The 25,883-nt window shown below is 72.4% G+C and carries 19 protein-coding genes and 1 pseudogene; 12 read left to right on the top strand and 8 right to left on the bottom strand.

Going from position 1 to position 25,883, the window contains the following annotated elements; all coding sequences use genetic code 11:
• The 7 genes and pseudogenes from ABT114_RS40085 to ABT114_RS40055 all read left to right on the top strand — a co-directional run.
• Positions 1 to 225 (top strand): annotated as a pseudogene (locus ABT114_RS40085) (MBL fold metallo-hydrolase); the annotation flags it as partial.
• 62 nt (positions 226 to 287) lie between these two features.
• Positions 288 to 2,792, top strand: a complete 2,505-nt coding sequence (locus ABT114_RS40080) for a GcvT family protein (protein ID WP_351149158.1) — start codon at positions 288 to 290, stop codon at positions 2,790 to 2,792.
• A gap of 9 nt (positions 2,793 to 2,801) precedes the next feature.
• The gene (gene solA / locus ABT114_RS40075) at positions 2,802 to 3,956 is read left to right on the top strand and encodes an N-methyl-L-tryptophan oxidase (RefSeq protein WP_351149155.1); all 1,155 of its coding nucleotides are present in this window, start codon (positions 2,802 to 2,804) and stop codon (positions 3,954 to 3,956) included.
• An 11-nt stretch (positions 3,957 to 3,967) separates the two neighbouring features.
• Entirely contained in the window at positions 3,968 to 5,110 is a 1,143-nt protein-coding gene (locus tag ABT114_RS40070) for an aromatic ring-hydroxylating oxygenase subunit alpha (protein ID WP_351149153.1), read from the top strand.
• The gene (locus ABT114_RS40065; RefSeq protein ID WP_351149150.1) at positions 5,091 to 6,557 is read left to right on the top strand and encodes an aldehyde dehydrogenase family protein; all 1,467 of its coding nucleotides are present in this window, start codon (positions 5,091 to 5,093) and stop codon (positions 6,555 to 6,557) included. Before ABT114_RS40070 ends, ABT114_RS40065 begins: the two co-directional genes overlap by 20 nt.
• A 109-nt stretch (positions 6,558 to 6,666) precedes the next feature.
• Positions 6,667 to 8,238 (top strand): APC family permease, encoded by a 1,572-nt coding sequence (locus ABT114_RS40060; protein WP_351149148.1) that lies wholly within the window; start codon positions 6,667 to 6,669, stop codon positions 8,236 to 8,238.
• A gap of 16 nt (positions 8,239 to 8,254) precedes the next feature.
• Positions 8,255 to 9,805, top strand: coding sequence for a GMC family oxidoreductase (locus ABT114_RS40055; RefSeq protein ID WP_351149145.1), 1,551 nt, complete (start codon positions 8,255 to 8,257; stop codon positions 9,803 to 9,805).
• Positions 9,806 to 9,808: 3 nt separating this feature from the next.
• Here the strand turns inward: ABT114_RS40055 and ABT114_RS40050 are convergent, their stop codons facing one another.
• From ABT114_RS40050 to ABT114_RS40030, 5 genes are all read right to left on the bottom strand, one after another.
• Positions 9,809 to 14,425, bottom strand: coding sequence for a coiled-coil domain-containing protein (locus ABT114_RS40050; protein ID WP_351149142.1), 4,617 nt, complete (start codon positions 14,423 to 14,425; stop codon positions 9,809 to 9,811).
• A 60-nt stretch (positions 14,426 to 14,485) separates the two neighbouring features.
• Positions 14,486 to 15,364, bottom strand: coding sequence for a hypothetical protein (locus tag ABT114_RS40045; protein ID WP_351149139.1), 879 nt, complete (start codon positions 15,362 to 15,364; stop codon positions 14,486 to 14,488).
• Positions 15,361 to 15,492 carry a hypothetical protein gene (locus ABT114_RS40040; protein WP_351149136.1) on the bottom strand — a complete coding sequence of 44 codons (132 nt, stop codon included), beginning with the start codon at positions 15,490 to 15,492 and terminating at the stop codon, positions 15,361 to 15,363. Before ABT114_RS40040 ends, ABT114_RS40045 begins: the two co-directional genes overlap by 4 nt.
• On the bottom strand, positions 15,492 to 17,018 hold the full coding sequence (locus ABT114_RS40035) for a hypothetical protein (RefSeq protein WP_351149133.1): 1,527 nt from the start codon (positions 17,016 to 17,018) through the stop codon (positions 15,492 to 15,494). The genes ABT114_RS40040 and ABT114_RS40035 overlap by 1 nt, the downstream gene beginning before the upstream one ends.
• A 102-nt stretch (positions 17,019 to 17,120) precedes the next feature.
• Positions 17,121 to 17,816, bottom strand: a complete 696-nt coding sequence (locus tag ABT114_RS40030; RefSeq protein ID WP_351149130.1) for a GntR family transcriptional regulator — start codon at positions 17,814 to 17,816, stop codon at positions 17,121 to 17,123.
• A 173-nt stretch (positions 17,817 to 17,989) separates the two neighbouring features.
• On the opposite strand from ABT114_RS40030, the gene ABT114_RS40025 reads away from it, so the two are divergent.
• From ABT114_RS40025 to ABT114_RS40005, 5 genes are read left to right on the top strand one after another with little or no spacing between them, the layout of a single operon-like run.
• On the top strand, positions 17,990 to 19,309 hold the full coding sequence (locus ABT114_RS40025; protein ID WP_351149127.1) for an MFS transporter: 1,320 nt from the start codon (positions 17,990 to 17,992) through the stop codon (positions 19,307 to 19,309).
• Positions 19,306 to 20,151: a putative hydro-lyase gene (locus ABT114_RS40020; RefSeq protein WP_351149124.1), complete on the top strand. Its 846-nt coding sequence runs from the start codon at positions 19,306 to 19,308 to the stop codon at positions 20,149 to 20,151. Before ABT114_RS40025 ends, ABT114_RS40020 begins: the two co-directional genes overlap by 4 nt.
• A 20-nt stretch (positions 20,152 to 20,171) precedes the next feature.
• The gene (locus ABT114_RS40015) at positions 20,172 to 20,930 is read left to right on the top strand and encodes a LamB/YcsF family protein (protein ID WP_351149121.1); all 759 of its coding nucleotides are present in this window, start codon (positions 20,172 to 20,174) and stop codon (positions 20,928 to 20,930) included.
• Entirely contained in the window at positions 20,927 to 21,544 is a 618-nt protein-coding gene (locus ABT114_RS40010) for a 5-oxoprolinase subunit B family protein (RefSeq protein WP_351149118.1), read from the top strand. The genes ABT114_RS40015 and ABT114_RS40010 overlap by 4 nt, the downstream gene beginning before the upstream one ends.
• Positions 21,541 to 22,410: a 5-oxoprolinase subunit C family protein gene (locus ABT114_RS40005; protein WP_351149116.1), complete on the top strand. Its 870-nt coding sequence runs from the start codon at positions 21,541 to 21,543 to the stop codon at positions 22,408 to 22,410. The genes ABT114_RS40010 and ABT114_RS40005 overlap by 4 nt, the downstream gene beginning before the upstream one ends.
• Positions 22,411 to 22,697: 287 nt before the next feature.
• Here the strand turns inward: ABT114_RS40005 and ABT114_RS40000 are convergent, their stop codons facing one another.
• From ABT114_RS40000 to ABT114_RS39990, 3 genes are read right to left on the bottom strand one after another with little or no spacing between them, the layout of a single operon-like run.
• Positions 22,698 to 23,546 (bottom strand): SGNH/GDSL hydrolase family protein, encoded by an 849-nt coding sequence (locus tag ABT114_RS40000; protein WP_351149113.1) that lies wholly within the window; start codon positions 23,544 to 23,546, stop codon positions 22,698 to 22,700.
• Positions 23,543 to 24,709, bottom strand: a complete 1,167-nt coding sequence (locus tag ABT114_RS39995) for a glycosyltransferase (protein WP_351149110.1) — start codon at positions 24,707 to 24,709, stop codon at positions 23,543 to 23,545. The genes ABT114_RS40000 and ABT114_RS39995 overlap by 4 nt, the downstream gene beginning before the upstream one ends.
• Positions 24,706 to 25,839, bottom strand: a complete 1,134-nt coding sequence (locus tag ABT114_RS39990) for a glycosyltransferase family 4 protein (RefSeq protein WP_351149108.1) — start codon at positions 25,837 to 25,839, stop codon at positions 24,706 to 24,708. The genes ABT114_RS39995 and ABT114_RS39990 overlap by 4 nt, the downstream gene beginning before the upstream one ends.
• Positions 25,840 to 25,883: the final 44 nt, after the last annotated feature.

Raw genomic sequence — 25,883 nt, 5'->3', positions numbered from 1 at the left:
GGCAGTTGTTCACTGCACGCCCCCGCCTTGAACGCGGTCTTCACCGGCGACACCCTCTTCCACGGCGGCCCGGGCGCCACTGGCCGCTCGTATTCGGACCGACCCACCATCGAGGCGTCCATCCGCAACCGGCTGCTCACGCTCCCCGGCGACACCACCGTCCACACCGGCCACGGCCAGGACACGACGATCGCCGCGGAACGGCCCTGCGTCCCCACCCCATAGCGGCCCCATCTCCCCCTTGAGTACCTCCCCAGCGCCTTCACCCCACCCCGGCAAGGAGGGGCATGTCCAGCACCCCCGAAAACCGCGCCCCAGCAACCCGCACCCCCGAAAGCCACGCCCACGAAAACCGCCCCCCGTCCCCGCGCGTGGTCGTCATCGGCGCCGGCATCGTCGGCTGCTCCCTCGCCGACGAGCTGACCGCCCGCGGCTGGACCGACGTCATCGTCCTCGAACAGGGCCCCCTCCCCGCCCCCGGAGGCTCCACCTCCCACGCGCCGGGTCTCGTCTTCCAGACCAGCCCGTCCAAGACGCTCGCGGAGTTCGCCAAGTACACCGTCGAGAAGTTCAGCGCCCTGGAAGTCGACGGCGTCTCCTGCTTCAACCAGGTCGGCGGCCTGGAACTGGCCACGACCCCCGAGCGCCTCGCCGAACTCCACCGCAGGGCCGGCTACGCCGCCGCCTGGGGCATCCGAGGCGAGGTCGTCAGCACCGCCCGCTGCAAGGAACTCTGGCCCCTCATCGACGAGTCGGTGGTCGTCGGCGGCTTCCACACCCCCGACGACGGCCTGGCCCGTGCGCTGCTCGCCTCCCGCGCCCAGATCGAACGGGCCACCGCCCGAGGCGCCCGCTTCCTCGACCGCCACACGGTCACCGGCATCGAGCAGGAGAACGGCAAGGTCACCGCCGTAGTCACCGACCAGGGCACCTTCCCGGCCGACCACGTGGTCTCCGCAGCCGGTTTCTGGGGCCCCGTGATCGGCCGCATGGCCGGTATCGACGTACCCCTGCAGCCGCTCGCACACCAGTACGCGAAGACAGCGAAGCTCCCCGACCTTGCCGACGCCATGGCCGAGGCCTCGAAGCCCATCCTCCGCTTCCAGGACCGGGACCTCTACTTCCGCGAGCACACCGACCGCATCGGCATCGGCTCGTACGCCCACAAACCCCTGCCCGTCGACCCGTTCGCGGTCCTGCCGTACGACGAGGCGCGGGCCCAGAACATGGACATGCCGTCCTCCTATCCCTTCACCACCGAGGACTGGGCCCCGAGCTGGGACGACTGCCGTCGGCTGATCCCGGCCCTGCGCGACACCGATATCGAGGAAGGCTTCAACGGAGTCTTCTCCTTCACCCCTGACGGCATGCCGGTCCTGGGCGAGTCGCGGCAGCTGCGCGGCTTCTGGCTGGCCGAGGCCGTCTGGGTGACCCACTCCGCCGGTGTGGCCAAGGCCGTCGCCGAGTGGATGGTCGACGGGCGCCCGTCCCTCGACCTGCACGAGTGCGACCTCACGCGTTTCGAGGAAGCGCAGCGCTCACCGTCGTATGTCCGTGAACGCGGCTCACAGCAGTTCGTGGAGGTGTACGACGTCCTCCATCCCCTCCAGCCGATGGAGCAGCCACGGCCCCTCCGCGTGAGCCCCTTCTACGCCCGCCAGCAACAGCTCGGCGCGTACTTCCTGGAGGGCGGCGGCTGGGAGCGCCCGCACTGGTACGAGGCGAACGCCCCGCTCGTCGACGCGCTCGGCCCGCTCCCCGAACGCGACGCCTGGTCCGCCCGCCACTGGTCCCCGATCGCGGCCGCCGAGGCCAGGGCGACGCGCGAAAAGGTCGCCCTGTACGACATGACCCCCCTGCGCCGCCTGGAAGTCACCGGCCCCGGAGCCCTCGGCTTCCTCAACCGCATGACCACCAACAACCTCCGCAAGAAGCCCGGCGCGGTCACCTACACCCTCCTCCTGGACGAGAAGGGCGGCGTCCGCTCCGACCTCACCGTGGCCCGCCTCGGCCCCGACCGCTTCCAGGTCGGCGCCAACTCCCCCACCGACCTCGACCGGCTGCTCCGGCACGCCCCCACGGACGTCCAGGTCCGGGACATCACCTCCGGCACCTGCTGCATCGGCGTCTGGGGCCCACTGGCCCGCGACCTCGTCCAGCCGTTGACCCGCGACGACTTCTCGCACGAGGGCTTCGGTTACTTCCGCGCGAAGGAGACGTACCTCGGGCACGTCCCGGTGACGGCGATGCGCCTGTCGTACGTCGGTGAGCTGGGCTGGGAGCTGTACACCAGCGCCGACCTGGGGCTCAGGCTCTGGGACACGCTCTGGGAGGCCGGTCAGGAGCACGGTGTGATCGCGGCCGGGCGCTCCGCCTTCAACTCCCTGCGCCTGGAGAAGGGTTACCGCTCCTGGGGCACCGACATGACCGACGAGCACAACCCGTTCGAGGCGGGCGTCGGCTTCGCGGTCCGCATGGACAAGGAGGACTTCGTCGGCAGGGCCGCCCTGGAAAGCGCCGGTGAGCCCACCCGTCGCCTCACTCCCCTCCTCCTCGACGACCCTGCCGCCGTGGTCCTCGGCAAGGAGCCCGTGTATGTCGACGGCGCCCCGGCCGGCTACGTGACCAGCGCCGGTCACGGCTACACCCTGGGCCGCTGCGTCGCGTACGCCTGGCTGCCGGTGCTGGCCACCGGCACGGGCGTGCACATCGAGTACTTCGGCGAGAAGGTTCCGGCCACCGTCGCCGACGAGCCGCTCTTCGACCCGAAGATGACCCGCATCCGCCGATAGGAGGCGCGCATGTCCCCCACGTATGACGTGATCGTGATCGGTCTCGGCGGCATGGGCAGCGCCGCCGCCCACCATCTGTCCGCGCGCGGCGTCCGCGTGCTCGGCCTGGAGAAGTTCGGCCCGGTCCACAACCGCGGCTCCAGCCATGGCGGTTCGCGGATCACCCGGCAGTCCTACTTCGAGGACCCGGCATACGTACCGCTGCTACTGCGCTCGTACGAGCTGTACGACGAGCTGGAGCGGGCGACGGGCCGGGAGATCGCCACTCTCTGCGGTGGCGTGATGGTCGGCCGGCCCGACTCGCGGACCGTCTCCGGTTCGCTGCTCTCCGCCCAGCAGTGGAACCTGCCCCACGAGATGCTGGACGCGAAGGAGATCCGCCGCCGCTTCCCGACACTGACGCCGAAGGACGACGAAGTGGCGCTCTTCGAGAAGAAGGCGGGGCTCGTCCGGCCCGAGAACACCGTCGCCGCCCACCTCCAGCTCGCCACCCGGCAGGGCGCCGACCTGCACTTCGAGGAGCCGATGACACGGTGGGAGCCGTACCGGGACGGCGTCCGGGTGCACACGGCCGAGAACACCTACACGGCGAGCCGGTTGGTGATCTGCCCGGGCGCGTGGGCGCCGCAGCTGCTCACCGACCTCGGGGTGCCGTTCACGATCGAGCGGCAGGTCATGTACTGGTTCCAGCCGGAGGGCGGCGTCGAGCGGTTCCTGCCCGAGAACCACCCGATCTACATCTGGGAGGCCGCGGACGGCGTCCAGGTGTACGGCTTCCCGTCCATCGACGGCCCCGACCTCGGCGCCAAGGTCGCGTTCTTCCGCAAGGGGCAGGTCACGACCCCGGAGACCATCGACCGGACGGTCCACGAGCACGAGATCCGGGCGATGGCCGACCACATGGCCGGCTGCATCCCGGACCTCCCCGGCGCCTTCCTCAAGGCCGCCACCTGCATGTACTCCAACACCCCGGACGAACACTTCGTCATCGCCCGCCATCCCGCGCACCCGGAGTCGGTCACCGTGGCCTGCGGATTCTCCGGGCACGGCTTCAAGTTCGTGCCCGTGGTCGGGGAGATCCTCGCCGACCTCGCACTGACCGGCACGACCGAGCACCCCATCGGTCTGTTCGACCCCGCCCGCCTCGCCGCCGCGCCCGCCTGAGGAGCACGCACGTGACGACGACCCCCGTCTCCCCCAGCCTGATCGCCACCCTCCCCGGGCACTACTACACCGACCCGGAGATCTTCCGGCAGGAGCAGGAACACCTCTTCGAGTCCATGTGGTTCTGCGCCGTCCGCAGCGCCGACCTGGCCAAACCGGGCGCCTTCCGCACCGTTCAGGTGGGCCGCGAGAACGTCATCATCACCCGTACCCGCACCGGTGAGCTGCGCGCCTTCCTCAACGTCTGCCGGCACCGCGGGGCCAGGCTGTGCACGGAGGAGTCCGGCGAGGTCCGCCGCACCCTCCAGTGTCCGTACCACGCGTGGACCTACGACCTCGACGGCAAGTTGGTCGCCGCGCCCAACCTGATCAAGATGCCGGACGTCGACCGCGTCGAGTACGGCCTGCTCAAGGTGGCCCTGCGCGAGTGGCTCGGCTACGCCTGGGTGTGCCTGGCCGCCGAACCGCCGTCCTTCGAGGAGACGGTGCTGCACGCGGCCGTCGAACGCCTCGGCGACGCGGCCGCGATCGACCACTACGGCACCGAGAACCTCGCGCTGGGAAAGCGCATCTCGTACGACGTGAAGGCGAACTGGAAGCTCATCGTCGAGAACTTCATGGAGTGCTACCACTGCGCGACGATCCACCCCGAACTCACCGACGTCCTGCCGGAGTTCGCGGACGGTTACGCCGCCCAGTACTACGTCGGCCACGGCGCCGAGTTCGGCGACGGGATCCGGGGCTTCACGGTCGACGGCAGCGAGGGCTTCGCCAAGCTGCCGGACGTCTCCGACGACCAGGACCGGCGCTACTACGCGATCACTGTGAAGCCGACGGTCTTCATCAACCTCGTGCCGGACCACGTCATACTGCACCGCATGTTCCCGCTCGCGGAGGACCGCACGGTCGTCGAGTGCGACTGGCTGTACGCGCCGGAGGTCGTCGCGTCGGGCGCCGACGTGTCGAAGTCGGTTGAGCTGTTCCACCGGGTGAACGCGCAGGACTTCGAAGCGTGCGAACGGACCCAGCCCGCCATGGCCTCGCGGGCGTACCGCAACGGTGGTGTGCTGGTGCCCAATGAGCATCACATCGGGATCTTCCACGAGTGGCTCATCGACAAGCTCGGAGGCAGCCATGCCGGACCTGTTCATTGACGGCGAGTGGCGGGGCGCGCTCGACGAGCGCACCCGCGAGATCCGCTGTCCCGCCGACGGTTCTCTGGTCGGGGTCGTGGACGAGGCGGGCGGCAAGGACACGGTGGAGGCGATCGCCGCCGCCCGCCGCGCCTTCGACACAGGCCCCTGGCCCCGCACATCCCCCGACGAGCGCGGTGCCCTGCTGCTGCGGGTCGCCGACCTCCTCGTGCGCGACAAGGCCGCGCTCGCCCGCGCCGAGTCCCTCGACACCGGCAAGCGGCTGGTGGAGAGCGAGTACGACATCGACGACATCGCGAACTGCTTCCACTACTTCGGGCGGCTGGTGGCAAGCGAGACCGGCCGGGTCATCGACACCGGCACGGAAGGCGTCGACAGCAGGGTCGTGTACGAGCCCGTCGGGGTCTGCGCGCTGATCACGCCCTGGAACTATCCGCTGCTCCAGACAGCCTGGAAGGTCGCCCCGGCGCTCGCGGCGGGCAACACCTTCGTACTGAAGCCGAGCGAGTTGACCCCGCACACCGCGATCCACCTCATGCGGCTCCTGAGCGAGGCCGGGCTGCCGCCAGGCGCGGGCAACCTCGTCCTGGGCGCCGGTCCGGAGGCGGGCGCTCCGCTCGGCGACCACCCCGACGTCGACCTGGTCTCCTTCACCGGCGGCCTGCAGACCGGGCGCCGGCTGATGGCGGCCGCCTCGGGGACGGTGAAGAAGGTCGCCCTCGAACTGGGCGGCAAGAACCCCAACATCGTCTTCGCGGACGCCGACTTCGACACGGCCGTCGACATGGCGCTGACCGCCGTGTTCCTGCACTCCGGGCAGGTCTGCTCGGCGGGGGCACGGCTGCTCGTCGAGGACACGCTGCACGACCGGTTCGTCGACGAGGTCGTACGGCGGGCCTCGGAGATCCGGCTCGGGGGACCGTTCGACGAACGGGCGCAGACCGGGCCGCTGATCTCCGCCGCGCACCGGTCGAAGGTCGAGGCCTACGTGGCCCAGGGACTGGCGGAGGGGGCCGTACTGCGGTGCGGTGGCGCGCGCCCGTCGGGGGACGGGTTCGAGGAGGGGTTCTACTACCTGCCCACCGTGCTGGACGAGTGCGCCGCCGGAATGTCCGTGGTCCAGGAGGAGTCCTTCGGCCCGGTCCTGACCGTCGAGCGCTTCACCGGCGAGGACCAGGCCGTCCGGCTCGCCAACGACACGATCTACGGACTCGCCGGCGCGGTCTGGACGAGCGACGAGGCGAAGGCGGCGCGCGTCGCGGGCCGGCTGCGGCTCGGCACGGTCTGGATCAACGACTACCACCCTTACGTCCCGCAGGCCGAGTGGGGCGGTTTCAAGCAGTCCGGCTTCGGGCGCGAACTCGGGCCCTCGGGGCTCGCCGAGTACCGCGAGACGAAGCACATCTGGCGCAACACCGCTCCCACGCCGCAGGGGTGGTTCGCATGACCCACCCGTAACAACCAGCTCATCACCACCGTGTACAACCCCCTCATTGATCCAGACACCCGCACGAGCCGCTCCATCCCTCCTCCCCAGGCCCACCAGGAGTCCGCTCATGACGACAACCGAGCAACCACCGTCCGGACAGCACGGCCACGACGACGCCGAACTCGCCGAGTTCGGCTACAAACCCGAACTCAAGCGCACGCTCGGCAACTTCCACACCTTCGCCGCCGGGATCAGCTACATCTCGATCCTGACCGGCACCTTCCAGCTGTTCTACTTCGGCTACGGCAGCGGCGGCCCCGCCTACTGGTGGTCGTGGCCGATGGTCTTCGTCGGCCAGTTCATGGTCGCCCTGTGCTTTGCGGAGCTGGCCGCCCGGTACCCCGTCGCGGGCTCGGTCTACAACTGGTCGAAGAAGATAGGCAATCCGCACCTGGGCTGGCTCGCCGGCTGGATGATGCTGATCGCGTCGATCGTGTCGATCTCGGCCGTGGCACTGGCGTACCAGCTGACGCTGCCGCAGATCTCCTCCGCCTTCCAGTTCGTGGGCGACGGCACCGGCAAGTACGACGTGGCGACGAACGCGGTCATCCTGGCGGCGGTGCTGATCCTGTTCACCACGCTGGTGAACGCCTTCGGCGTCAAGCTGATGGCGACCATCAACACGGCGGGCGTGTTCATCGAGCTGGTCGCCACGGTCGTACTGATCGTCCTGTTCGCGGTGCACATCACGCGCGGGCCGCAGGTGGTCATGGACACCCAGGGGACGGGGACCGGTTACTCGACCGGCTACCTCGGCGCCTTCCTGGTGGCCTCGCTGGCGTCCGCGTACGTCATGTACGGCTTCGACACGGCCGCCTCACTCGGCGAGGAGTCGCTCAACCCGTCCCGGAACGCGCCCCGCGCCATCATCCGCGCCATCGTCGCCTCCTTCATCCTCGGCGGTCTGGTGCTGCTGCTCGCGCTGATGAGCGTCTCCAGCCTGAAGGGCGACAAGCTGTCCACGGACGGCCTGCAGTACATCGTGCTGGACGTGCTCGGCCCGACGGCCGGCAAGGCGATGCTGTGGTGCGTGCTGATCGCGGTCACGGTGTGCGCCCTGGCCGTCCACACGGCGGCGATCCGGCTGGCGTTCGCGATGGCCCGGGACAACAACCTGCCCGCGTCCTCGCTGCTGGCCCGGGTCAGCCCGCGCTTCCGCACGCCGGTGCTCCCGGCCGTGATCATCGGGATCCTGGCGCTGGCGATCCTCGTGGTCAACATCCGCCAGCCGCAGATCTTCACCGTCGTCACCAGCATCGGCATCGTCATGATCTACCTCGCCTACCTCGGCGTCACCGGGCCGATGCTCGTGGCGCGGCTGCGCGGCAAGTGGCGGCCAGCGGGCGACGGCAAGTTCTCGCTGGGCCGCTGGGGGCTGCTGGTCAACATCATCGCAGTGGTGTGGGGCGGGGCGATGACCCTCAACCTGATCTGGCCGCGCGCCGCGGTCTACAACGCGGCCGCCCCCTTCCACTGGTACCTGAAGTGGGGCGCGGTCCTGTTCGTCGCGGTCATCGCGGGCGGCGGCTACGCCTACTACTGGTTCGTCCAGCGCCACCGCACCGGCGTGCTCGCCGAGCACCGGCTGGCGGACGCTCCCGCCCCGACCGCTCCCCTCGCCGCCCCGGCGGCCGACTGAAGGAGGTCAACCGCTCATGAACATCGATGAGTTCGACTATGTCGTGGTCGGCGGCGGCACCGCGGGCAATGTGGTGGCGGCCCGGCTCTCCGAGGATCCGTCGGTCACGGTGTGCGTCCTGGAGGCGGGCCCGAGCGACGTCGGCGACGAGGACGTCCTCAAGCTCGAACGCTGGATGGGGCTGCTGGAGTCCGGCTACGACTGGGACTACCCGGTCGAGCCGCAGGCCAGCGGCAACAGCTTCATGCGGCACGCGCGCGCGAAAGTGCTCGGCGGCTGTTCGTCCCACAATTCCTGTATCGCCTTCTGGGCCCCGGCCGAGGACCTCGACGACTGGGCGGCCAAGGGCTGTACGGGCTGGACCGCGGCCGACCTGTTCCCGCTGTACCGCCGGCTGGAGAACAACGACGCCCCCGGCGACCACCACGGCCGCACCGGACCGGTGAAGCTGCGCACGCTGAAGAGCGACGACCCCTGCGGAACCGCCCTGCTGGAGGCGTGCGCCCAGGCGGGTATTCCGACGGTCGGTTTCAACACGGGCACGACGGTGGTCCGCGGCGCCAACTGGTTCCAGATCAACTCCGACGAGAACAACATCCGCCAGTCGTCGTCCGTGGCGTACCTCCACCCGGTCCTGGGCAAGCGGCCCAACCTGGAGATACGTACGGGGGTGCGAGCCAAGAGGCTGGTGCTGGCGGGGCGGAGCTGCGTCGGTGCCGAATACCTGGACCCCGACCTGATCCACACCCGGACGGTACGGGCCAGGCGCGAGGTGATCGTGTCGTGCGGCGCGATCGACTCGCCCAAGCTGCTGATGCTGTCGGGCATCGGGCCGGCCGCACACCTGCGCGAGGCCGGCGTCGAGGTGGTCGTGGACTCGGCGGGCGTCGGCGAGAACCTCCAGGACCACCCCGAGGGCGTGATCATGTGGGAGGCCCGGCAGCCGATGACCACCACGTCCAGCCAGTGGTGGGAGGCGGGCATCTTCTACGACACCGAGCCGGGCCTGGACCGGCCGGACCTGATGTTCCACTACGGTTCCGTGCCGTTCGACATGAACACCGCCCGGCACGGCTATCCGACCTCTGAGAACGCGTTCTGCCTCACGCCCAACGTGACGCGCGCGAAGTCGCGGGGCACGGTCAGGCTCCGGACCCGGGACTACCGGGACAAGCCCAAGGTCGACCCGCGGTACTTCACGCACGAGCACGACGTACGGGTGATGACCTACGGGCTTCGTCTCGCCCGGCGGATCGCGGAGCAGTCCGCGCTGAGCGGCTGGGCGGGTGCCGAGCTGGCCCCCGGCCGGGACGTGCGGACCGACGACGAGCTGCTCGACTACATCCACAAGACCCACAACACCGTCTACCACCCGTCCTGCACCGTGAAGATGGGCGCTGACGACGACCCCTCGGCCCCGCTCGACGCGCGGCTGCGGGTCAAGGGGGTCGAGGGCCTCAGGGTCGCCGACGGGTCGGTGATGCCGGACCTCGTCACCGTCAATCCGTGCATCACCACGATGATGATCGGCGAGAAGTGCGCGGATCTGCTGAAGGAGGACGCGTAACGGCTATGCGGGCCGTTTGAACATCCGTGTCGCCGTGATCTCGCTGTGCACCGATTCACCGTCCCCGGCCGGGGCCTGCTGAGGCAGCCCCGGCCGGAGGTGTTCCTCCACGCTGATGTACTTCAGGCCCGCGCGCAGGTCGGCATCGTTGCGCAGTCGGATGACCAGCGGGAACTCGGCCAGCGCCGTCGTGTCGAACAGGCCGGTGGTGTAGAGGAGCTGGACGCCGAGCGCGTCGGACACCGCCCGCTGGAGCTCCAGCAGATAGGTGGCGTTGGCGCGCCCGATGGGGTTGTCGAGGAACAGCGTGCCCGCATGCCGGTGCTTGTCGCGGCCCCGGTCGTTGGAGCGCAGGGCGGCCATCGTGCAGTACAGGGCGATGGCGGCGGTGAGCAGCTGGCCGCCGGAGAACACGTCGCCCATCTGGCCGACGGGGACGCGCTCGGCGCGCAGTACGGCGTCGGGCTTGAGGATCTCGACGGCGACGCCCTTGGGCTGGAGGGCCGCGCCGACGCCTCGCAGCAGCAGGGACATGCCGTCACGGCGCAGGTCGGAGTTCTTCTTCACGGCGGCCCGGGTCGCCTCGTCGATGACCTCGCCGAGCCGTTCGGTGAGCGTGGCCTGGTCGGGCTCCTCGAAGCGGATGCGCAGGAACTCCTGCCCGGACCACTCGCCGAGCCCCTCGGGCAGGCGGGACAGCCGCTGGGCCGACCGCAGCGTGGCGAGGGCGGACTCCACAAGTCCCCTCAGCCGGTCGACGATCGAGTCCCGGTTCCGCTCCAGCTGCGCCAACTCGTCGGTGAGGACGCGCAGTCGGGGCGCGAACGCGTCCGCCCACTTCTGGGCGTGCTCGGGCAGCGCGGAGGCGGGCAGTTCGCGGATCTGCTGCCGGGCCGGGGTGCGGACCTGCTCGTAGCGTGTCGAGTTGGCGTGCCGGACGAGGATGTCGCTCGCCTCGCGTACGGAGGCCTCCGCGGCGGACAGGTCGGCGGCGCAGCCGCGCAGCGAACGGCGGGCCTCGGCGGCCGACTGGCGGGCCTCCTCCAGGCTGCCGGGGTACGGCTCGGGCTCCTCCTGCTCCTCCTCGGACGCGTGCTCGCGCAGCAGGTCGCGGAGCATCACGGCGGTCTCCTCGAAGCCGCCGACGGCGTCCTCGGCGGCCCGGTGCGCGTCCAGGAGTTCGGCGTGCGCCTCGCGGGCCTGGGCCAAAGCGTCCGTGCGGGAGGCGAGTTCCGCGGTGGCGGTACGCCGCAGGGCCTGCGCGTGCTCGGCGTCGCGCGGCTGGAGCTCCTCGGGCAGCTCGGTGTGCGCCTCGCCGTCCTCGGGGGCGTGCCGCTCGGCCTCGCCGCGCAGCCGCCCGAGCTGCTCACTCGCCTGGGACATACGGGTCTCCAGGAGCTGCACCAGCTCCTCGGCGCGCGCGGCGGCGGCCTGCCGGGACGGCCCGTCGGAGCCGTCCGGCGACTGGAGCAGCTGCTCCGCGCGCGTGCGGACCTTGTTGCTCAGCCGGTCGAGCTCGGCCCGGGCCGCGCTCTCGTCGCTCTCCGCGCGGGCCTGCTCGGCCCGCAGGTCGGCACCGACGCCGACCTTCTCGTAGAGCTGAGAGGCAGCCCGGTAGGCCTCGCGGAGGGCGGGCAGGGACGCCTTGGAAGCGTCCGCGTCGCCCTCCGGTACGTCGTCGGGGGCGCCGGCGATCTCGGCGCGCTCGGCACGCAGCGCACGGGCCGTGCGGCGGGCGTCGTCGGCGGCGCGCTGGGCGGCGCGGCGGTCCTCGTCGGCGGCCCGGGCGTGCTCCAGGCAGGTCTGGGCGCGGGCCTCCGACTCGGTGGCCTCGTCGGCGAGTTCACGCAGCTTGACCTGCCAGCCGGCGCGCTCGCGCAGCCGGAAGGCGAGCCCGGCGAGGGCGTCGGCGGCCCGCCGCGCCTTCTGCGCGGCCTCCTGCCGCTCGTCCCGCACCTGCGCCGCCTCGGCGGCGGCCTCCTCGGCCTCGGACCGCTCGGTCCGCGCCTCGGCCAGCTCGGCCTCGGACTCCTCGACGAACGCACGTGCGTCCCGGGCGGCCTGCTCCAGTTCCACGAGCCGCCCCGCGGGGCAGCCGGTACGCCACGAGGCGAGCCGGGCGGCCAGCTCCCGGTCCTTGCCGAGCCGCGCGGCGAGCGTGCGGATCTCCTCGTCGCGCTCCGTCGCCCGCGCCCGCAGCGCCTGCCGCTCCTCGTCGGCGGCGTGCTCGTCGTGCATGGCCGGGTTCGGCGGTACGAGGAACACGTCGCCGTCCGCCGAGTCGGCGGCCGGGGTGGGGGCGAGCAGGGCGGCCGCGGTGCCGACCGCCACGGCCGAACGCGGCAGCAGCGCGGCATTGCCGAGCGTCTCCCGGGCCCGGGTGTGCGAGTCCGGGTCGGTGATGATCACGCCGTCGACCAGTTCGGGGCGGGCAGCCAGCACGCGCGCGTGGTCGGCGGGGTCGACGGCCTGGGCGAGGTAGCGCCAGCCGGGCAGCGCGGGGATGCCGTGCTCACCGAGGAACTCCACGGTGGCCAGCACGTCCGGGCCGGGCGGCAGCAGCCCCCCGTCGCCGAGCGCACCGAGGATGCGGGCGTCGTCGGCGGCGGCGGTCCGCAGTTCGAAGAGCTGCCGTTCGGCGGAGGAGACGGCGTCGTCGAGGAGCTCGCGCAGTTCGTCGGCGAAGCGGTCGAGTTCCGCGGGGGTGAAAACGCCGTCGGGGGCGTCCGTGTCGGTGCCGTGCCGGGGCTGCGGGATCCGCGGACGCGCGCCGCCGGCGGTCAGACTCAGCAGCTCCGCCAGCCGCTCCTCGCCCGCCAGCGCCTCGGCGATACGGCGTTCGGCGTCGTACGTCCGCTCGGTCGCCGTCGCCGCGTCCGCCGCGCGGGCCGCGGTCAGTTCCGCGCGGGACTCGGCGGAGGCCGCCTCGCGCGCGTGCTCGGTGGCCTGGCGCGAGGCCTCACGCGCGGTGTCCCAGGCCGCGACGGCGGTCTTCTCGGCGTCGCTGGCGGCGAGCGCCGCGCGCGCGGGGTCGGCGTCGGGCGCGCTGTCGTCCAGCCAGCCCGCGCGCACCGCCTCGGCGGTCTCCTGCTCGACCTCGGTGAGGCGCTGGCGCAGGTGCCCGACCTCGCTGCGGGCGCGCTGGGCCTCGGTCGCGGCGGACGTGGAGTCCCGGTAGGCCGAGTCGCCGACCTCCTGGAGCGTGGCGGACCGCTCCTCGCCCTCGTTGGCGAGGGTCTCGGCGCTCTCCGCGGCCGCGTGCAGGGCCCGTACGAGGTCGACGGCGGCCTTGGCGCGTGCGGCGAGCGCGGGTGCTGCGTCCCGCTCGGCCTCCTGGATCGCGGCGGACACGCGCGTGACCCGGTCGGCGGCGGCGCGGTGGCGCAGTACGGCCTCGGCGGCCTGCCACGCGGAGTGCAGGGTGCGCGCCTCGGCGAGTTCGCGCTTCTGTGCGGCGGCGGACTTCTCGGCTGCGGCGAGCGCCAACGATGCGTGCCGGTAGGCGAGTTCGGCGGCGACGAGGGCGCTGCGCTCGCGCGCGCCCTCGGAGTAGGTGACGCCGTAGGCGGCGGCCGTGACCCGCTGGGCGAGGTCGGTGGCACGCGCGCGTTCCCGCACGGCGCGCGCGGACAGCCTGCGCGCCAGCGTGCGGGTACGGCGCTCGGCCGCCGTGTGGATGTCACGCGCGCGTGAGCGTGCCTCGGCGGCCTCGACGATCCGGCCGAGCAGGTCGACCGACCCGGCGGTGAAGTCCCGTTCGGCGATCAGCTCGGCGCGCCGCCCCAGCTTGTTGCCGAAGCCGCTGACAAGGTCGGCGAGCCCGTCGGTGTCGCGCGTGTCCGTGACGGCGCGCAGCAGCAGGTCGGTGAAGTCGGAGTCCTTCTTGACCGCGAACAGGCCGGCGGCCTCGCCCTCGTCGGCGTTCATCTCCCGCTGGTAGCGGAAGAGTTCGGGGTCGAGACCGAGGTCGCCGAGGTGCTCGATCCAGCGGTCGTGGATCTCCTCCCAGTGCACCTCCAGATGCGGATACGCCTTGCCGGCCTCGGTGATGGCGTCCCGGAAGCCTTTCATGGTGCGCCGGCGGCCCTGCGCGCCGGACTGGCCCTCGGCGGACGGCCGTACGGCGGTGGCCTCGGCGACCGGCAGGTTGTCCAGGCTCAGCCCGGGGCCGGGCCGGAAGGAGTACCAGGCCTCGGCGAACTTCCGCGGGTCGTTGGAGACCTGGCGCCCGCGCCACTCGCTCACCTTGCCGACGACGACGCACTCGCCGGTCAGCACGTGCTGCCACTCCAGCGCCACGTGCCCGCAGTCGTCGGCCAGCAGGAACTTGCGCAGCACGCCGGAACTGGCGCCGCCGAGCGTGTTGCGGTGGCCCGGCAGCATCACGGAGAAGATCAGCTTGAGCAGCACCGACTTGCCGCCGCCGTTCTCCAAGAAGAGCACGCCGGCGGGCGCGGGCCGGCGTGGCGGGCCGACGGGCTCCTCCTCGAAGAACTCCGCCTGGGTGGGCGCGGGGTCGGGCACGGGTTCGCCCACACCCCGCAGGTCAAGCACGGTGTCGGCGTACCGCGCACCGGCGGGCCCGATGGAGTAGAGACGGACCCGGGACAGCTCGTACATGGCGGACTCTCGTAAGTCTTCGGCAGATCGGGGGGTTCGGAGGCGTCGGATTCGGTGGCTTCAGGAGTGGAACGGGAGCCCGGCGTCGGCCACCAGGTCCAGGTCGTCGGTGTCCTCGGCGGGCAGCAGTGTCGGCGTACCGTCGGTGACCGGGACGACGCCCAGTTCGAGGAGCTCGGCCATGGCGGCACTGCCGGCCATGTCACGCACCTGGAGCTGGTAGCGGGCCGTCGTGCGGTACGTGCCGCCGTTGTCGTCGCCGGTGCGCTGAAGGAACCCGGAGTCGGTGAGGAAGGCGACGGCCTTGCCGACGATGCCGGTCGTCGACCCGGCCAGCCGACGAGCGTCCTTGGTGGCACCGGTCGCACTGCGTCTGGCCCAGATCCGCCAGGCGGCCTCGAGCCCAGGCGCGTCGGTGGCGGGGTCGGTGTTCTCGCCCTGGTCGTCGGCGCGCTCCTCCAGCCGGCGGCAGGCCTGGCGGACGAAGGCGTCGACCCCGTTCACACTGACCCGGCCGATGTACCCGTCGTCGGCGAGGTCCTCCGGCCGCGGGAACGCCATCGCGGCGACGGCGAGATGGGCCAGCCCGTGCAGGAAGCGGTCCCCGGAGTCGGCGGACGTCCGACGCGCGTAGTCGCCCATGCGAACGGCGAACACCGAGTCCTCGGCCGCGGTCACGGCCATCCCCGCGCGCGGGGACACCTCCAGCACCACGAGCCCGAGCCCAGCGGCCACGGCGTCGGCAAGCCGCGCGAACGGCGGATCCTCCCGGTACCGCCGCAGCAGCTCCGTGTACTCCTGGTCACGCGCGGGCTGCAGCTTGGGCTGCAACCCGAAGGCGACGAGCCGCGCCGCGTCGGCGGCGTCGGCGGGGGTGACGGCGGCGGTCGCCGGAGCGAGACCGGTGTCCGGCTCACTCCACTCGACGTGCTCGCTCACGACTGGAACTCCTTGGACTTGAAAACGAGGGTGCGGGCGGTGCCGCCAGGGGCGTGGGACTGTGTCATGGGCGGCTCCGCCGCGTGGGCGCGACCGGCCACGGACGGCCCGCAGCCGGAGTACGACATCACGCGGCCTCCTTCCGATCCGCCGCCATCCCCGCCGCATCCAGCAGAGCCGTCCCCACGATCAGATCGGCCCCGCCGAACTCCGGGTCGTCCAACTCCGTCCCGTCGTCCACGGCGAACAGCAGCTTCTCCTCGCCCTGGCGGTAAGCCGTACCCACCGGCGGGCTGGCCGCGTGAACGGCCAACAGCGCCACCAGATAAGGCAGTTCGGTGTCGCGGCGCCGCGCCTCCGCGAGGAGACCCGACAGCCGCCGCGGCGCGTCCGCCGGGAGATCGAGCAACTCCATCGCCGCCGCCAACTGCTCCTCGCTGAACCGGCTGTCGTCCGGCGTGGCGATGAGGTCGGGCTCGGGCATCTCCGCCCCGAGATGCTCCCGCTCCATCGGCGGCGTCAGCAGTATGTCGACGAGGTCCCCGACCCGGACCGACACCGGCGTACGCAGCCCGGTCCCGCGCGAGAAGAACACGTCGGTGACCCGGACCGCCTGCTCCAACGGCAACGGCAGAACCGGCGCGACCAGGTGCCCGTACAGGTCGATCCCCGATGTCGTCATCGGCGTGGCGAAGGCCTGCCGGTCCTGCTCCGCGCGGAACAGCGGTCCGGCCTCCAGCAGTCGCGACTGCAACTGCGTGTGGCGCCGGATGCAGTCCTTCACGATGTCGACGAGCTCGGCGGCACGCCTCTTCTGCTCGGGGTCCTCGGACTCGTCGCGGGCTTTGCGGATGTTCGTGAGGATCGCGTTCTCGTGGCGGTAGCGGTCGGCCACGTGGTCGAGGGCTTCGGCGATCATGTCGGGCACGGCGTTGAGCCAGTCCACTGCCCGTACGTTGCGCCGGGTCGCGTCCAGTGCCCTGCGCAGGGTCTCCGAGTACTGCACGGTCCGGTACCGGGCCTGCTCGGCGGCGAGCTGGGCGTCGGCGAGGCGGCCGCGGCTGATGAGCACCTCCAGCTTGACCTCGGCGGCGATCTGGGCGCTGGTGACGTCGGTGTCGAGGGCGCCCACGAGGACGTTCACGGCCTCGTCCGTGGTCCGCAGGTAGACGCTGCCGCCGGGGCCGGGCACCTCCTCGATCAGCTTGAAGTCGTAGTCGCGGCGCACATAGCTGCCGTCGGTGGTGAACGTGCCGTACATCGCCCGGAAGCCGCGGTCGACGCTGCCGACGTTGATCAGGTTCTCCAGGACCCAGCGGGCCACGCGCTCGTGCTCGGCGACGGGCCGCTGTGGGGCCTGCGCGGCGATGCGCGGAAGGAGCCTGGCCACTATCTGGTCGTGGTCGGCGCCCGTGTCGAAGTCCATGTTCAGGGTGACCAGGTCGATCGCGGCGAGGGCGATCTCCGCCATGCCGTACACCGAGTACTCACCGGCGAGGTTGGCCTTGCGCGCGTCGAGGTCGTGGATCGGCGCGGTGCAGGCGAGCGCGCGCAGCCGCCGCGCCAGCCCCTCGTCGGCGGCCGGGCCCGGTGCGGGGCGCGGCGCCGCGCTGAGCTGGGGCGGAACACTGTCCGTCGATGCAGGCGAAGTCACGGTGCACAGACTAGGTCCTCGGTCTGACAACCACCCAAACGACGCAGATGGGCCCCGGCGTCACGGTTGTCACACCGACACGGCGGCGGCGTGCCACCCGGACTACTCGCCCTCCCCGACCCGGCGCCGGTACACCTCGACGACCCGCTCCAGCGAGTCCGCGAGGTAGACCCCGAGCAGCTTTTCGGCCTCGTCCTTGTCCCGGGCCTGCAGGGCCTGGAGGATCTGGCGGTTGCGGGCGATGTAGGGCTCGTGCAGCTGCCGGGGGTCGTCCACGACGTGGAAGGCCAGCCGCAGCTCCGCGAAGACGCTGCGCATCAGCTCGTCGGTGCGCTCGCTGCCGGCCAGGGCGACGAGTTCCCGGTGGAAGTGGATGTTGGCCGTACCCACTCCTTTCCAGTCATTCTCGACCGCCGCCGTCTGTCCTGCCGTGACCGCGGCGGCCAGGCCCTCCAGTGCGTACGGCGGCTCACCGAGGCCGCGGACGACGGCGCACTCGACGAGGGCTCGGGTGCGGTAGATGTCCTCGACGTCCTCGACGGTCAGGACCCGTACGAAGACTCCCCGGTTGAGCTCGTGAACGAGCAGGCGTTCGTGGGTGAGCAGCCTGAACGCCTCGCGCAGCGTGTTGCGGGAGACCCCGAGCGCCCCGCCGATGCTGTCTTCCGACAGGCGGGTCCCCGGCGGGAAATAGCCCTCGGCGATACGGCTTCTGAGGATGTCGGAGACCCGTTCGGCGGTGCTGGTGCGCCCGAGGAGCGCGCGGTCGTCGGCCAGTCCCGTCAGCTGCTCTGCCATGCCCGGAATTCAATCGCAGATACGAGGACGAAACAACACGGGTATTGAAGGATCGTTGAACGATCCTCTACGGTGCTACGCACGGCACCGCCCCCGTCCCCACCGCGGCGCCCCTGCTCCCGCACGGCACGGCTCAGTCTCAGCACCCTCCGTCATCCCTCTGCGAGGTGCCCATGAGCACGACCCCTCCACCGCAGGCCCTGACCGCCGACGCCCGCCCCGCCGCAGGTGAACGCGCCGCCGACGACGGCGCGTTGGGCTGGCTGCACGCCCTCGGTCCGCGCGGCCGCCGCGCCTTCGCCGGCGCGTTCGGCGGCTATGCCCTGGACTCCTACGACTACTTCACGCTCCCGCTGAGCATGGTCGCGCTGGCTGCCTACTTCGGCCTGGACAGCGGTCAGACCGGTCTGTTCACCACCGTCACCCTCGTCGTCTCGGCGGTCGGCGGTGCCCTCGCGGGCGTCTTCGCGGACCGGGTCGGCAGGGTCAAGGCGCTGCTGATCACGGTGATCACGTACGCCGTGTTCACGGTCGCCTGCGGCTTCGCGCCCAACTACGAGACCCTGCTGGTCTTCCGGGCCCTGCAGGGCCTCGGTTTCGGCGGCGAGTGGGCCGTCGGCGCCATCCTGGTCGCCGAGTACGCGAGCGCGAAGCACCGCGGCCGCACGCTCGGCGCGATCCAGAGTGCGTGGGCCGTCGGCTGGGCGCTGGCCGCGGTCGTGTACACGCTGGTCTTCTCCTTCGTCGACGACGGCCTCGCCTGGCGCGTGATGTTCTGGACCGGCGCCCTGCCCGCACTGCTCGTGGTGTGGATGCGCCGCCGGGTGCAGGACGCCCCCGAGGCGGCCGCGGCACGCGAGAAGAGCCCGCGGACGGGATCGTTCGCCGCGATCTTCAAGCCGGCGACGGCCGGGGCACCGGGCCTGCTGCGGACGACGGTTTTCGCGGGGCTGCTCTCCACCGGCGTCCAGGGCGGCTACTACACCCTCGCCACCTGGGTGCCGACGTACCTGAAGTCGGAGCGCGGCCTGTCGGTCGTCGGCACCGGCAGCTATCTGACCTTCCTGATCTCGGGCGCCTTCATCGGCTATCTCACCGGCGGCTACCTCACCGACCGGCTGGGCCGCCGCCGCAACATCTGGCTCTTCGCCCTTCTGTCGGCGGTCTGCGTCCTGGCGTACGCGAACATCCCGGACGGCGCCAACACCCTGCTCCTGGTACTCGGATTTCCGCTCGGCTTCTGTATGTCGGCGATCTTCAGCGGCTTCGGGTCGTACCTGAGCGAGCTGTATCCGACGGCCGTGCGGGGCACCGGACAGGGCTTCACCTACAACACCGGCCGCGCGGTGGGCGCCGTCTTTCCGACCACGGTCGGCTTCCTGGCCGACAGCTGGGGTGTGGGCGGCGCGCTGGTCTTCGGCGCGATCGGCTACGGCCTCGCGGCACTCGCGCTGCTGGGGCTGCCGGAGACGCGTGGGAAGGAACTGGAGTGAACCGTACGGAGGATCGTCCCCTGGCTCTCACGGAGGATCGTCCCCTGATCCTCGTCGACGAGCACGCGCACGCGTGGAGCCCGAAATCCGCCCGGTCCCGCTTCCGCAAGGGCCTGTCCGGTCCGACGGCCGGGGTCGCGGCCGGCCACACCCAGGTCAACCTGATCTCGGTACCCGCCGACTGGGCCTACGACATGCTGCTGTTCTGCCAGCGCAATCCGAAGCCCTGCCCCGTCCTGGACGTCACGGACGCCGGTTCGTGGACCACCGTCCTCGCGGACGGCGCCGACCTGCGCACCGACCTGCCGCGCTACCGGGTGTGGCGGGACGGCGAGCTGGTGGACGAGCCGACGGACGTACGCGCGCACTGGCGCGAGGACCTGGTGTCGTTCCTCATCGGCTGCAGTTTCACCTTCGAGTGGGCGCTGGCCGGGGCGGGCGTGCCGGTCCGCCACATCGAGCAGGGGCGCAACGTGCCGATGTATGTGACGAGCCGCCAGTGCCGCCCGGCGGGGCGGTTGCACGGCCCCTTGGTGGTGTCCATGCGACCGGTGCCGCCGGAGCACCTGGCGGCCGCGATCCGGGAGAGCAGTCTGCTCCCAGCCGTGCACGGCAGCCCCGTCCACTGCGGCGATCCCTCGGGGCTCGGCATCGACGACGCCGGCCGCCCCGACTTCGGGGACCCGGTGGAAGCGGAGCCGGACGACATCCCGGTGTTCTGGGCCTGCGGAGTGACCCCGCAGGCCGCCGTGATGGCCTCGCGGCCGCCGTTCGCCATCACCCACGCCCCGGGACAGATGTTCCTCACCGACGCCCGCGACGAGCAGTACCGCGTGGCCTGACCAGGAGACACGAAGAATCCATGACCTCCATCGATCTGAACGCCGACCTCGGCGAGGGCTTCGGCCGCTGGCGGCTGACCGACGACGAGCAGCTGCTGTCCGTCGTCACCAGCGCCAATGTGGCGTGCGGCTTCCACGCCGGGGACGCGGCCACCATGCGGCGGGTGTGCGAGCTGGCGGCCGAACGCGGCGTGACGATCGGCGCGCAGGTCTCCTACCGGGACCTGGCCGGGTTCGGGCGGCGCGCGATGGACGTGCCGCCCGCCGAGCTGGCCGCCGAAGTGGCGTACCAGATCGGCGCTCTGGAGGTCTTCGCGCGTGCGGCGGGCGCACGCGTGGCGTACGTCAAGCCGCACGGCGCGCTCTACAACCGTGTCGTACACGACGAGAAGCAGGCCTGCGCGGTCGTCGACGGCGTGCTCCTCGCCGACGCCACGCTGCCGGTACTCGGCCTGCCCGGCTCACGCCTGCTGGAACTGGCCGGGAAGGCGGGGCTGCCGGCCGTCACGGAGGCGTTCGCGGACCGCGCGTACACCGACGAGGGCACGCTCGTGCCGCGCGGCCAGGACGACGCCGTGGTCACCGACCCGGAAGCCGTCGTGGAGCGCTCGCTGGGCCTCGCCCGATTCGGGGCGGTCACCGCTCGCTCCGGGGCGCGTATCGAGGTACGCGCGCGTTCCCTGTGCCTGCACGGCGACACGCCCGGCGCGGTGCAGCTGGCCCGACGGGTCCGGCGGCGCCTGGAGGAGTCGGGCGTCCGGGTGGAGGCCTTCGTATGAGGGTGCTGCCCGTCGGTGACGACGCCCTGCTCGTGGAGGTCTCCTCGGGCGAGGAGGCCCAGGCCCTGCATGCGGAGCTGCTGCGCCGCCGCGCGGAGGGCCTGCTCATCGTCCGCGAGATCGTCCCGGCGGCCCGTACGGTCCTCCTCGACGGCGTCGACTCCCCTGACCGTCTGTCATCCGAACTGACCTCCGCCAAGGTGCCGTCCGCTGCCCCGCGCGCTCAGGACGTCGTCGACATCCCGGTGTGCTACGACGGCCCCGACCTCGCCGACGTGGCCTCCCACTGGGGCGTCCGTGCACCGGAGGTGGCCCGTATCCACGCGGCCACCGAGTTCCGCGTCGCCTTCTGCGGCTTCGCCCCCGGCTTCGGCTATCTCACCGGCCTGCCCCCGCGCTACGACGTCCCGCGCCGGGCCACCCCGCGCACGGCGGTCCCGGCCGGCGCGGTGGCGCTGGCGGGCCCGTACACGGGCGTGTACCCGCGCTCGTCGCCCGGCGGCTGGCAGCTGATCGGCCGCACGGACACGGTGCTGTGGGACCACGCGCGCGTGCCGGCCGCGCTGCTGTCGCCCGGCACGCGTGTCCGCTTCGTCGCGGTGGGGGGCGCATGACGGACCGTGCGCTCGCCGTCGTACGGGCAGGAGCGCTGACGACCGTGCAGGACCGGGGGCGTCCCGGGCACGCCCACCTCGGCGTGCCCCGCTCCGGGGCGCTCGACTCGCCCGCGGCGGCGCTCGTCAACCGGCTGGTCGGCAATCCGCCGGAGGCGGCCGTCCTGGAGACCACCCTCAACGGCTGCGGATTGCGCCCTCGTTCAACGATCACCGTGGCGGTCGGGGGCGCGCCCTGCCCGGTCACGGTGGACGGACGGCCGGTCGCCTGGGGAGCTCCCGTTCGCGTACCCGCCGGGGCGCTCCTCGACGTGGGAACGGCCATGGCCGGCGTACGCAGCTACGTTGCCGTGTCCGGCGGCATCGCCGTCGAGCCGGTCCTCGGCAGCCGTTCCACGGACCTGTTGTCGGGTCTCGGCCCGCCGCCGCTCACGGACGGCTCGGTACTGCCCCTCGGCCCGGTCGTCGGCCCGCACGCACGCGTGGACACCGCCCCGCAGCCGAGGCCGCCGACGGAACTGGTGCTGCGTGTGACGCTGGGCCCGCGCCACGACTGGTTCACGCCGGAGGCCGTACGAGCCTTCACGTCGCGCGCCTACCGGGTCTCCTCCGCGAGCAACCGCATCGGCCTGCGCACGGAGGGCCCTGCCCTGGAGCGGGCCCGCCCCGGCGAACTCCCCAGCGAGGGCATGGTCCTGGGCGGGGTCCAGGTCCCACCGGACGGCCGTCCGGTGGTCTTCCTGGCCGATCACCCGACCACCGGGGGCTACCCGGTGATCGGCGTCGTCCGTTCCGCCGACCTCCCGTCAGCCGCGCAGGCCCTGCCGGGAACCCCGGTCCGCTTCGTGACCGTACGCCGCCGCTGAGCCGCGCCGCGGGGCCGGCCCGGTCACCCGGCCGATGCCGAGCCGCCGGGGCCGGGCCAGGCACGCGCCGCCGAGCCGTCCCGCCGACGCCGGGCCGCGCCGAGCGGGACCGGTCACATGCCACCGGAACCCTGCCCCCGGATCCCGGGCAGTCGGGCAGTCGGGCACCTCCGATGCCCTGCCGCTGCAGCAGTCAGCCAGCGCCTGAGCCCTGTCCCCGAGCCCGGGCAGGGGCACCGGCGAAGCCCGCCACCACAACCCGCTCGGCGCGGGCCACCCCAGCGGCCCTATACAACGTCCACCTGCTCCGCCGCCGACAGCGCGGCGAGTGCCGTGGAGACCGCCGCGGAGGCCCGCAGGTCGAGCCGGGCGCTCGTGCCTCGGGCCCGGTGGCGCATCTCGTCGGCTGCGAGGGTGAGCAGCTGAGGCAGGAGGTCGGTGCACCGCCGGGCCACCCAGCCGGTGCCCGCGGTGGCCATCCACCACAGGCTCGCCGACCTGGTCGGCGCGGGGAACTCGGGCTCCGGCGAGGGCGCGGCCCCCGTCGCGACGCCCGCCTCCGCCAGCAGCGCGTGGAAGCGCACAGCCAGCTGCCGGTGCCCTCGCTCGCCGGGATGCAGCCGGTCCGCGCTCCACATGGCGCGGTCGGTGAGCCACGCCTCCTCGGACGCGTGCAGGTGCACCGCCCCGTACCGCTCGGACAGCGCGTGCACCACGGCGTTGACCGCCCGTTGCCGCCGGGCGAGCGGCCGGGCCAGGGCGCCCGGGAGCCCGAGCATGGCCCCGGGGTCGGGCAGGCACGCCGTGAGCAGGACCGCGCCCTGTTCGGTGAAGGCCGCATACACCTTGTCGAGCCGTGCGGCGACGGCGTGGATGTCGAAGGTGCAGCGCAGGGTGTCGTTGACGCCGACGACGACGGACACCACGTCCGGGCTCAGCGCGAGCCCGTCCTGTGTCTGCCGTGCCAGCACGTCACGCGTCTGCGCCCCGCTGACCGCGAGGTTGGTGAACGCCACGGGCCCGGAGGCGAGCCCCTCGGCGAGCAGTGCGGCCCAGCCACGCCACCCCTCCCCCACGGGATCGCCCACCCCCTCGGTCAGCGAGTCCCCGAGTGCCACGAACCGGACGGGTCTCATGACGAGCCCTCCGGCACGACGGGACGCACCCGTACCGTCGGTACCGGCGCGTCGTGCGCGGCCAGGAACGCCTCGACCGCGGCACTCCATCCGAAACACTCCGCACGCGCGCGTGCCGCTTCCCGCCGCTGCGCCTCGGATCGCGCGAGGAGCATCTCCACCGCGTCCGCGAAGGCGTCGCCGTGATCGGCCGCGGTGGCGCCGGCCGGCCCGATCACCTCGGGCAGCGCGGACGAGGCGCTCGCCACGACCGGCGTGCCGCACGCCATCGCCTCGAGCGCGGCGAGCCCGAACGTCTCGGCGGGCCCGGGCGCCAGACACACGTCGGCGGACGCCTGGAGCGCGCCCAGCACAGAGCGGTCGGCGACGTGCCCGAGGAACGTGACCGGCAGTCCGCGCTCCCGCGCCCGCTGTTCGAGGCGGGACCGAAGGGGCCCGTCCCCCGCCACCACCAGCACCGCCCGCCGGCCGCGCCGCAGCAGCGCGTCCAGGGTGTCCAGCGCCGTGCCGGGCCGCTTCTCCACGGACAACCGGGAGCACATCACCAGCAGCGTCTCGTCCACGCGTGCGTGCCGGTCCCGCAACCCCGGGTCGCGCAGCGAGGGGTGCCGCTCCACCAGGTCGACGCCCAGCGGAGCCCGTACGACGTTGCGGGCTCCGATCCGTACGAACTCCCGCTCGGCGAACTCGGTGGTGCACACCACGCGCGCGTAGGTGTGCGCCGTACGCACGTTGAGAGCGTCGGCGGCGCGGCGCGCCGCTCCTTCCGGCAGTCCCCAGGTCCGCAGCACTCCGTCGGCGGTCTCGTGGGAGACCATCACGGCGGGGACCCGGGCGCGCCGGGCCCACCTGCCCGTCCACCGCAGGGTCGTACGGTCGGAGACCTCCAGCCGGTCGGGCCCGAGCTCGTCGAGGAGCCGGGCCACGCGCCGCTTGTCGGTGAGCACGCGGTAGCCGCCGGTGCCGGGCAGCAGCGGCCCGGGCAGGGTGATCACACGGCCCTGCTCGGTCTCGCGGTCGGTGTGCCGCTCGCCGGGGACGATCAGAACGGGCTCGTGTCCCGCGGCCTTGAAGCCCTTGCCCAGTTCGCGCAGCGCGGTGCGCAGTCCCCCGGAGGTGGGGGCGACGAAGTTGGCGAGCCTCACTATGCGCAACGAACTCATGCCGCCACCGCCGGCTTCCGCTTCCGCGCCGCGAGGACGTCCGCGTAGTGCCCGATGAGCCCGTCGCCGACCGCCGCCCAGGTGCGCCCCTCGACCATGGCGCGGGCGGCTGCCCCGTAGGTGGCGCGCAGGGCGGGATCGGCGGTCAGGGACCACACCGCGTCCCGTACGGCAGTGGCGTCGCGCGGCGGCACCAGGAACCCGGTGCGGCCGTGGGCCACCAGTTCCAGCGGACCGCCGGCGGCGGGCGCGACGACGGGCACGCCGCTCGCCATGGCCTCCTGCACGGTCTGGCAGAAGGTCTCGAAGGGGCCGGTGTGCACGAAGACGTCCAGAGAGGCGAAGATCCGGGCGAGGTCGTGGCCGGTGCGGCGCCCCAGGAAGACCGCGCCGGGCAGCGCCTGGGCGAGACTCGGCCGGCTGGGCCCGTCGCCGACCACCACGACCCGCACGCCCTTCAGGCCGCAGGCCTCGGCCAGGAGTTCGACCTGCTTCTCGGGCGCGAGCCGCCCGACGTAGCCGACGATCAGCTCGCCGTTCGGGGCGAGTTCGCGGCGCAGTGCCTCGTCGCGGTGCTCGGGGCGGAAGCGGACGGTGTCCACACCGCGCGGCCACAGTTTCACCCGGGGCACCCCATGGGCCTCGAGGTCGTTCAGGGCCGCGCTGGACGGGGCGAGGGTGAGGTCGGCGGCGGCGTGGACGGAGCGTATGCGCCGCCAGGCCGCGGCCTCGCCCGCGCCCATGTACGTACGGGCGTATCCGGCGAGATCGGTCTGGTAGACGGCCACGGCCGGGAGGCCGAGCCGGGCGGCGGCCGCCATGCCGCGGACGCCGAGGACGAAGGGGCTGGCCAGGTGGACGATGTCGGCGCGGTGCTCGGTGATGGCCGCGGCGACGCGTCGGCTGGGGAGGGCGACGCGGACCTGGGGGTAGCCGGGGAGCGGAAGGGAGGGGACTCGGACGACGGGGCACGGCGCGAGGGCGTCGGGCCCGCTGCCGGCAGCGGTGGCCGGGGCGACGACGACGGGGGTGTGACCGCGATCGACGAGGTGCCGGGCGGTCTGGAGCGCGCAGTGGGCCACGCCGTTCACATCGGGGGGAAAGGATTCGGTCACGATGACGACACGCATACGGGTGTTGTCGCCGTGCTGGACGTGGTCGCGTCAACGTGGAT

This window comes from Streptomyces sp. NPDC002088, from assembly GCF_040296605.1.
In the GTDB taxonomy this organism is placed as follows: domain Bacteria; phylum Actinomycetota; class Actinomycetes; order Streptomycetales; family Streptomycetaceae; genus Streptomyces.
The sequence above is the reverse complement of the archived record's forward strand: the minus strand, read 5'-3'. Positions and strand labels throughout refer to the sequence as shown.

What these genes read in the sequence shown, in the direction of transcription:
- ABT114_RS40080 (WP_351149158.1), top strand. Translation starts at nt 288, where the DNA reads ATGTCCAGCACCCCCGAAAACCGCGCCCCAGCAACCCGCACCCCCGAA.
- solA (WP_351149155.1), top strand. Translation starts at nt 2,802, where the DNA reads ATGTCCCCCACGTATGACGTGATCGTGATCGGTCTCGGCGGCATGGGC.
- ABT114_RS40065 (WP_351149150.1), top strand. Translation starts at nt 5,091, where the DNA reads ATGCCGGACCTGTTCATTGACGGCGAGTGGCGGGGCGCGCTCGACGAG.
- ABT114_RS40060 (WP_351149148.1), top strand. Translation starts at nt 6,667, where the DNA reads ATGACGACAACCGAGCAACCACCGTCCGGACAGCACGGCCACGACGAC.
- ABT114_RS40055 (WP_351149145.1), top strand. Translation starts at nt 8,255, where the DNA reads ATGAACATCGATGAGTTCGACTATGTCGTGGTCGGCGGCGGCACCGCG.
- ABT114_RS40050 (WP_351149142.1), bottom strand. Translation starts at nt 14,425, where the DNA reads ATGTACGAGCTGTCCCGGGTCCGTCTCTACTCCATCGGGCCCGCCGGT.
- ABT114_RS40040 (WP_351149136.1), bottom strand. Translation starts at nt 15,492, where the DNA reads ATGTCGTACTCCGGCTGCGGGCCGTCCGTGGCCGGTCGCGCCCACGCG.
- ABT114_RS40030 (WP_351149130.1), bottom strand. Translation starts at nt 17,816, where the DNA reads ATGGCAGAGCAGCTGACGGGACTGGCCGACGACCGCGCGCTCCTCGGG.
- ABT114_RS40025 (WP_351149127.1), top strand. Translation starts at nt 17,990, where the DNA reads ATGAGCACGACCCCTCCACCGCAGGCCCTGACCGCCGACGCCCGCCCC.
- ABT114_RS40015 (WP_351149121.1), top strand. Translation starts at nt 20,172, where the DNA reads ATGACCTCCATCGATCTGAACGCCGACCTCGGCGAGGGCTTCGGCCGC.
- ABT114_RS40010 (WP_351149118.1), top strand. Translation starts at nt 20,927, where the DNA reads ATGAGGGTGCTGCCCGTCGGTGACGACGCCCTGCTCGTGGAGGTCTCC.
- ABT114_RS40005 (WP_351149116.1), top strand. Translation starts at nt 21,541, where the DNA reads ATGACGGACCGTGCGCTCGCCGTCGTACGGGCAGGAGCGCTGACGACC.
- ABT114_RS40000 (WP_351149113.1), bottom strand. Translation starts at nt 23,546, where the DNA reads ATGAGACCCGTCCGGTTCGTGGCACTCGGGGACTCGCTGACCGAGGGG.
- ABT114_RS39995 (WP_351149110.1), bottom strand. Translation starts at nt 24,709, where the DNA reads ATGAGTTCGTTGCGCATAGTGAGGCTCGCCAACTTCGTCGCCCCCACC.
- ABT114_RS39990 (WP_351149108.1), bottom strand. Translation starts at nt 25,839, where the DNA reads ATGCGTGTCGTCATCGTGACCGAATCCTTTCCCCCCGATGTGAACGGC.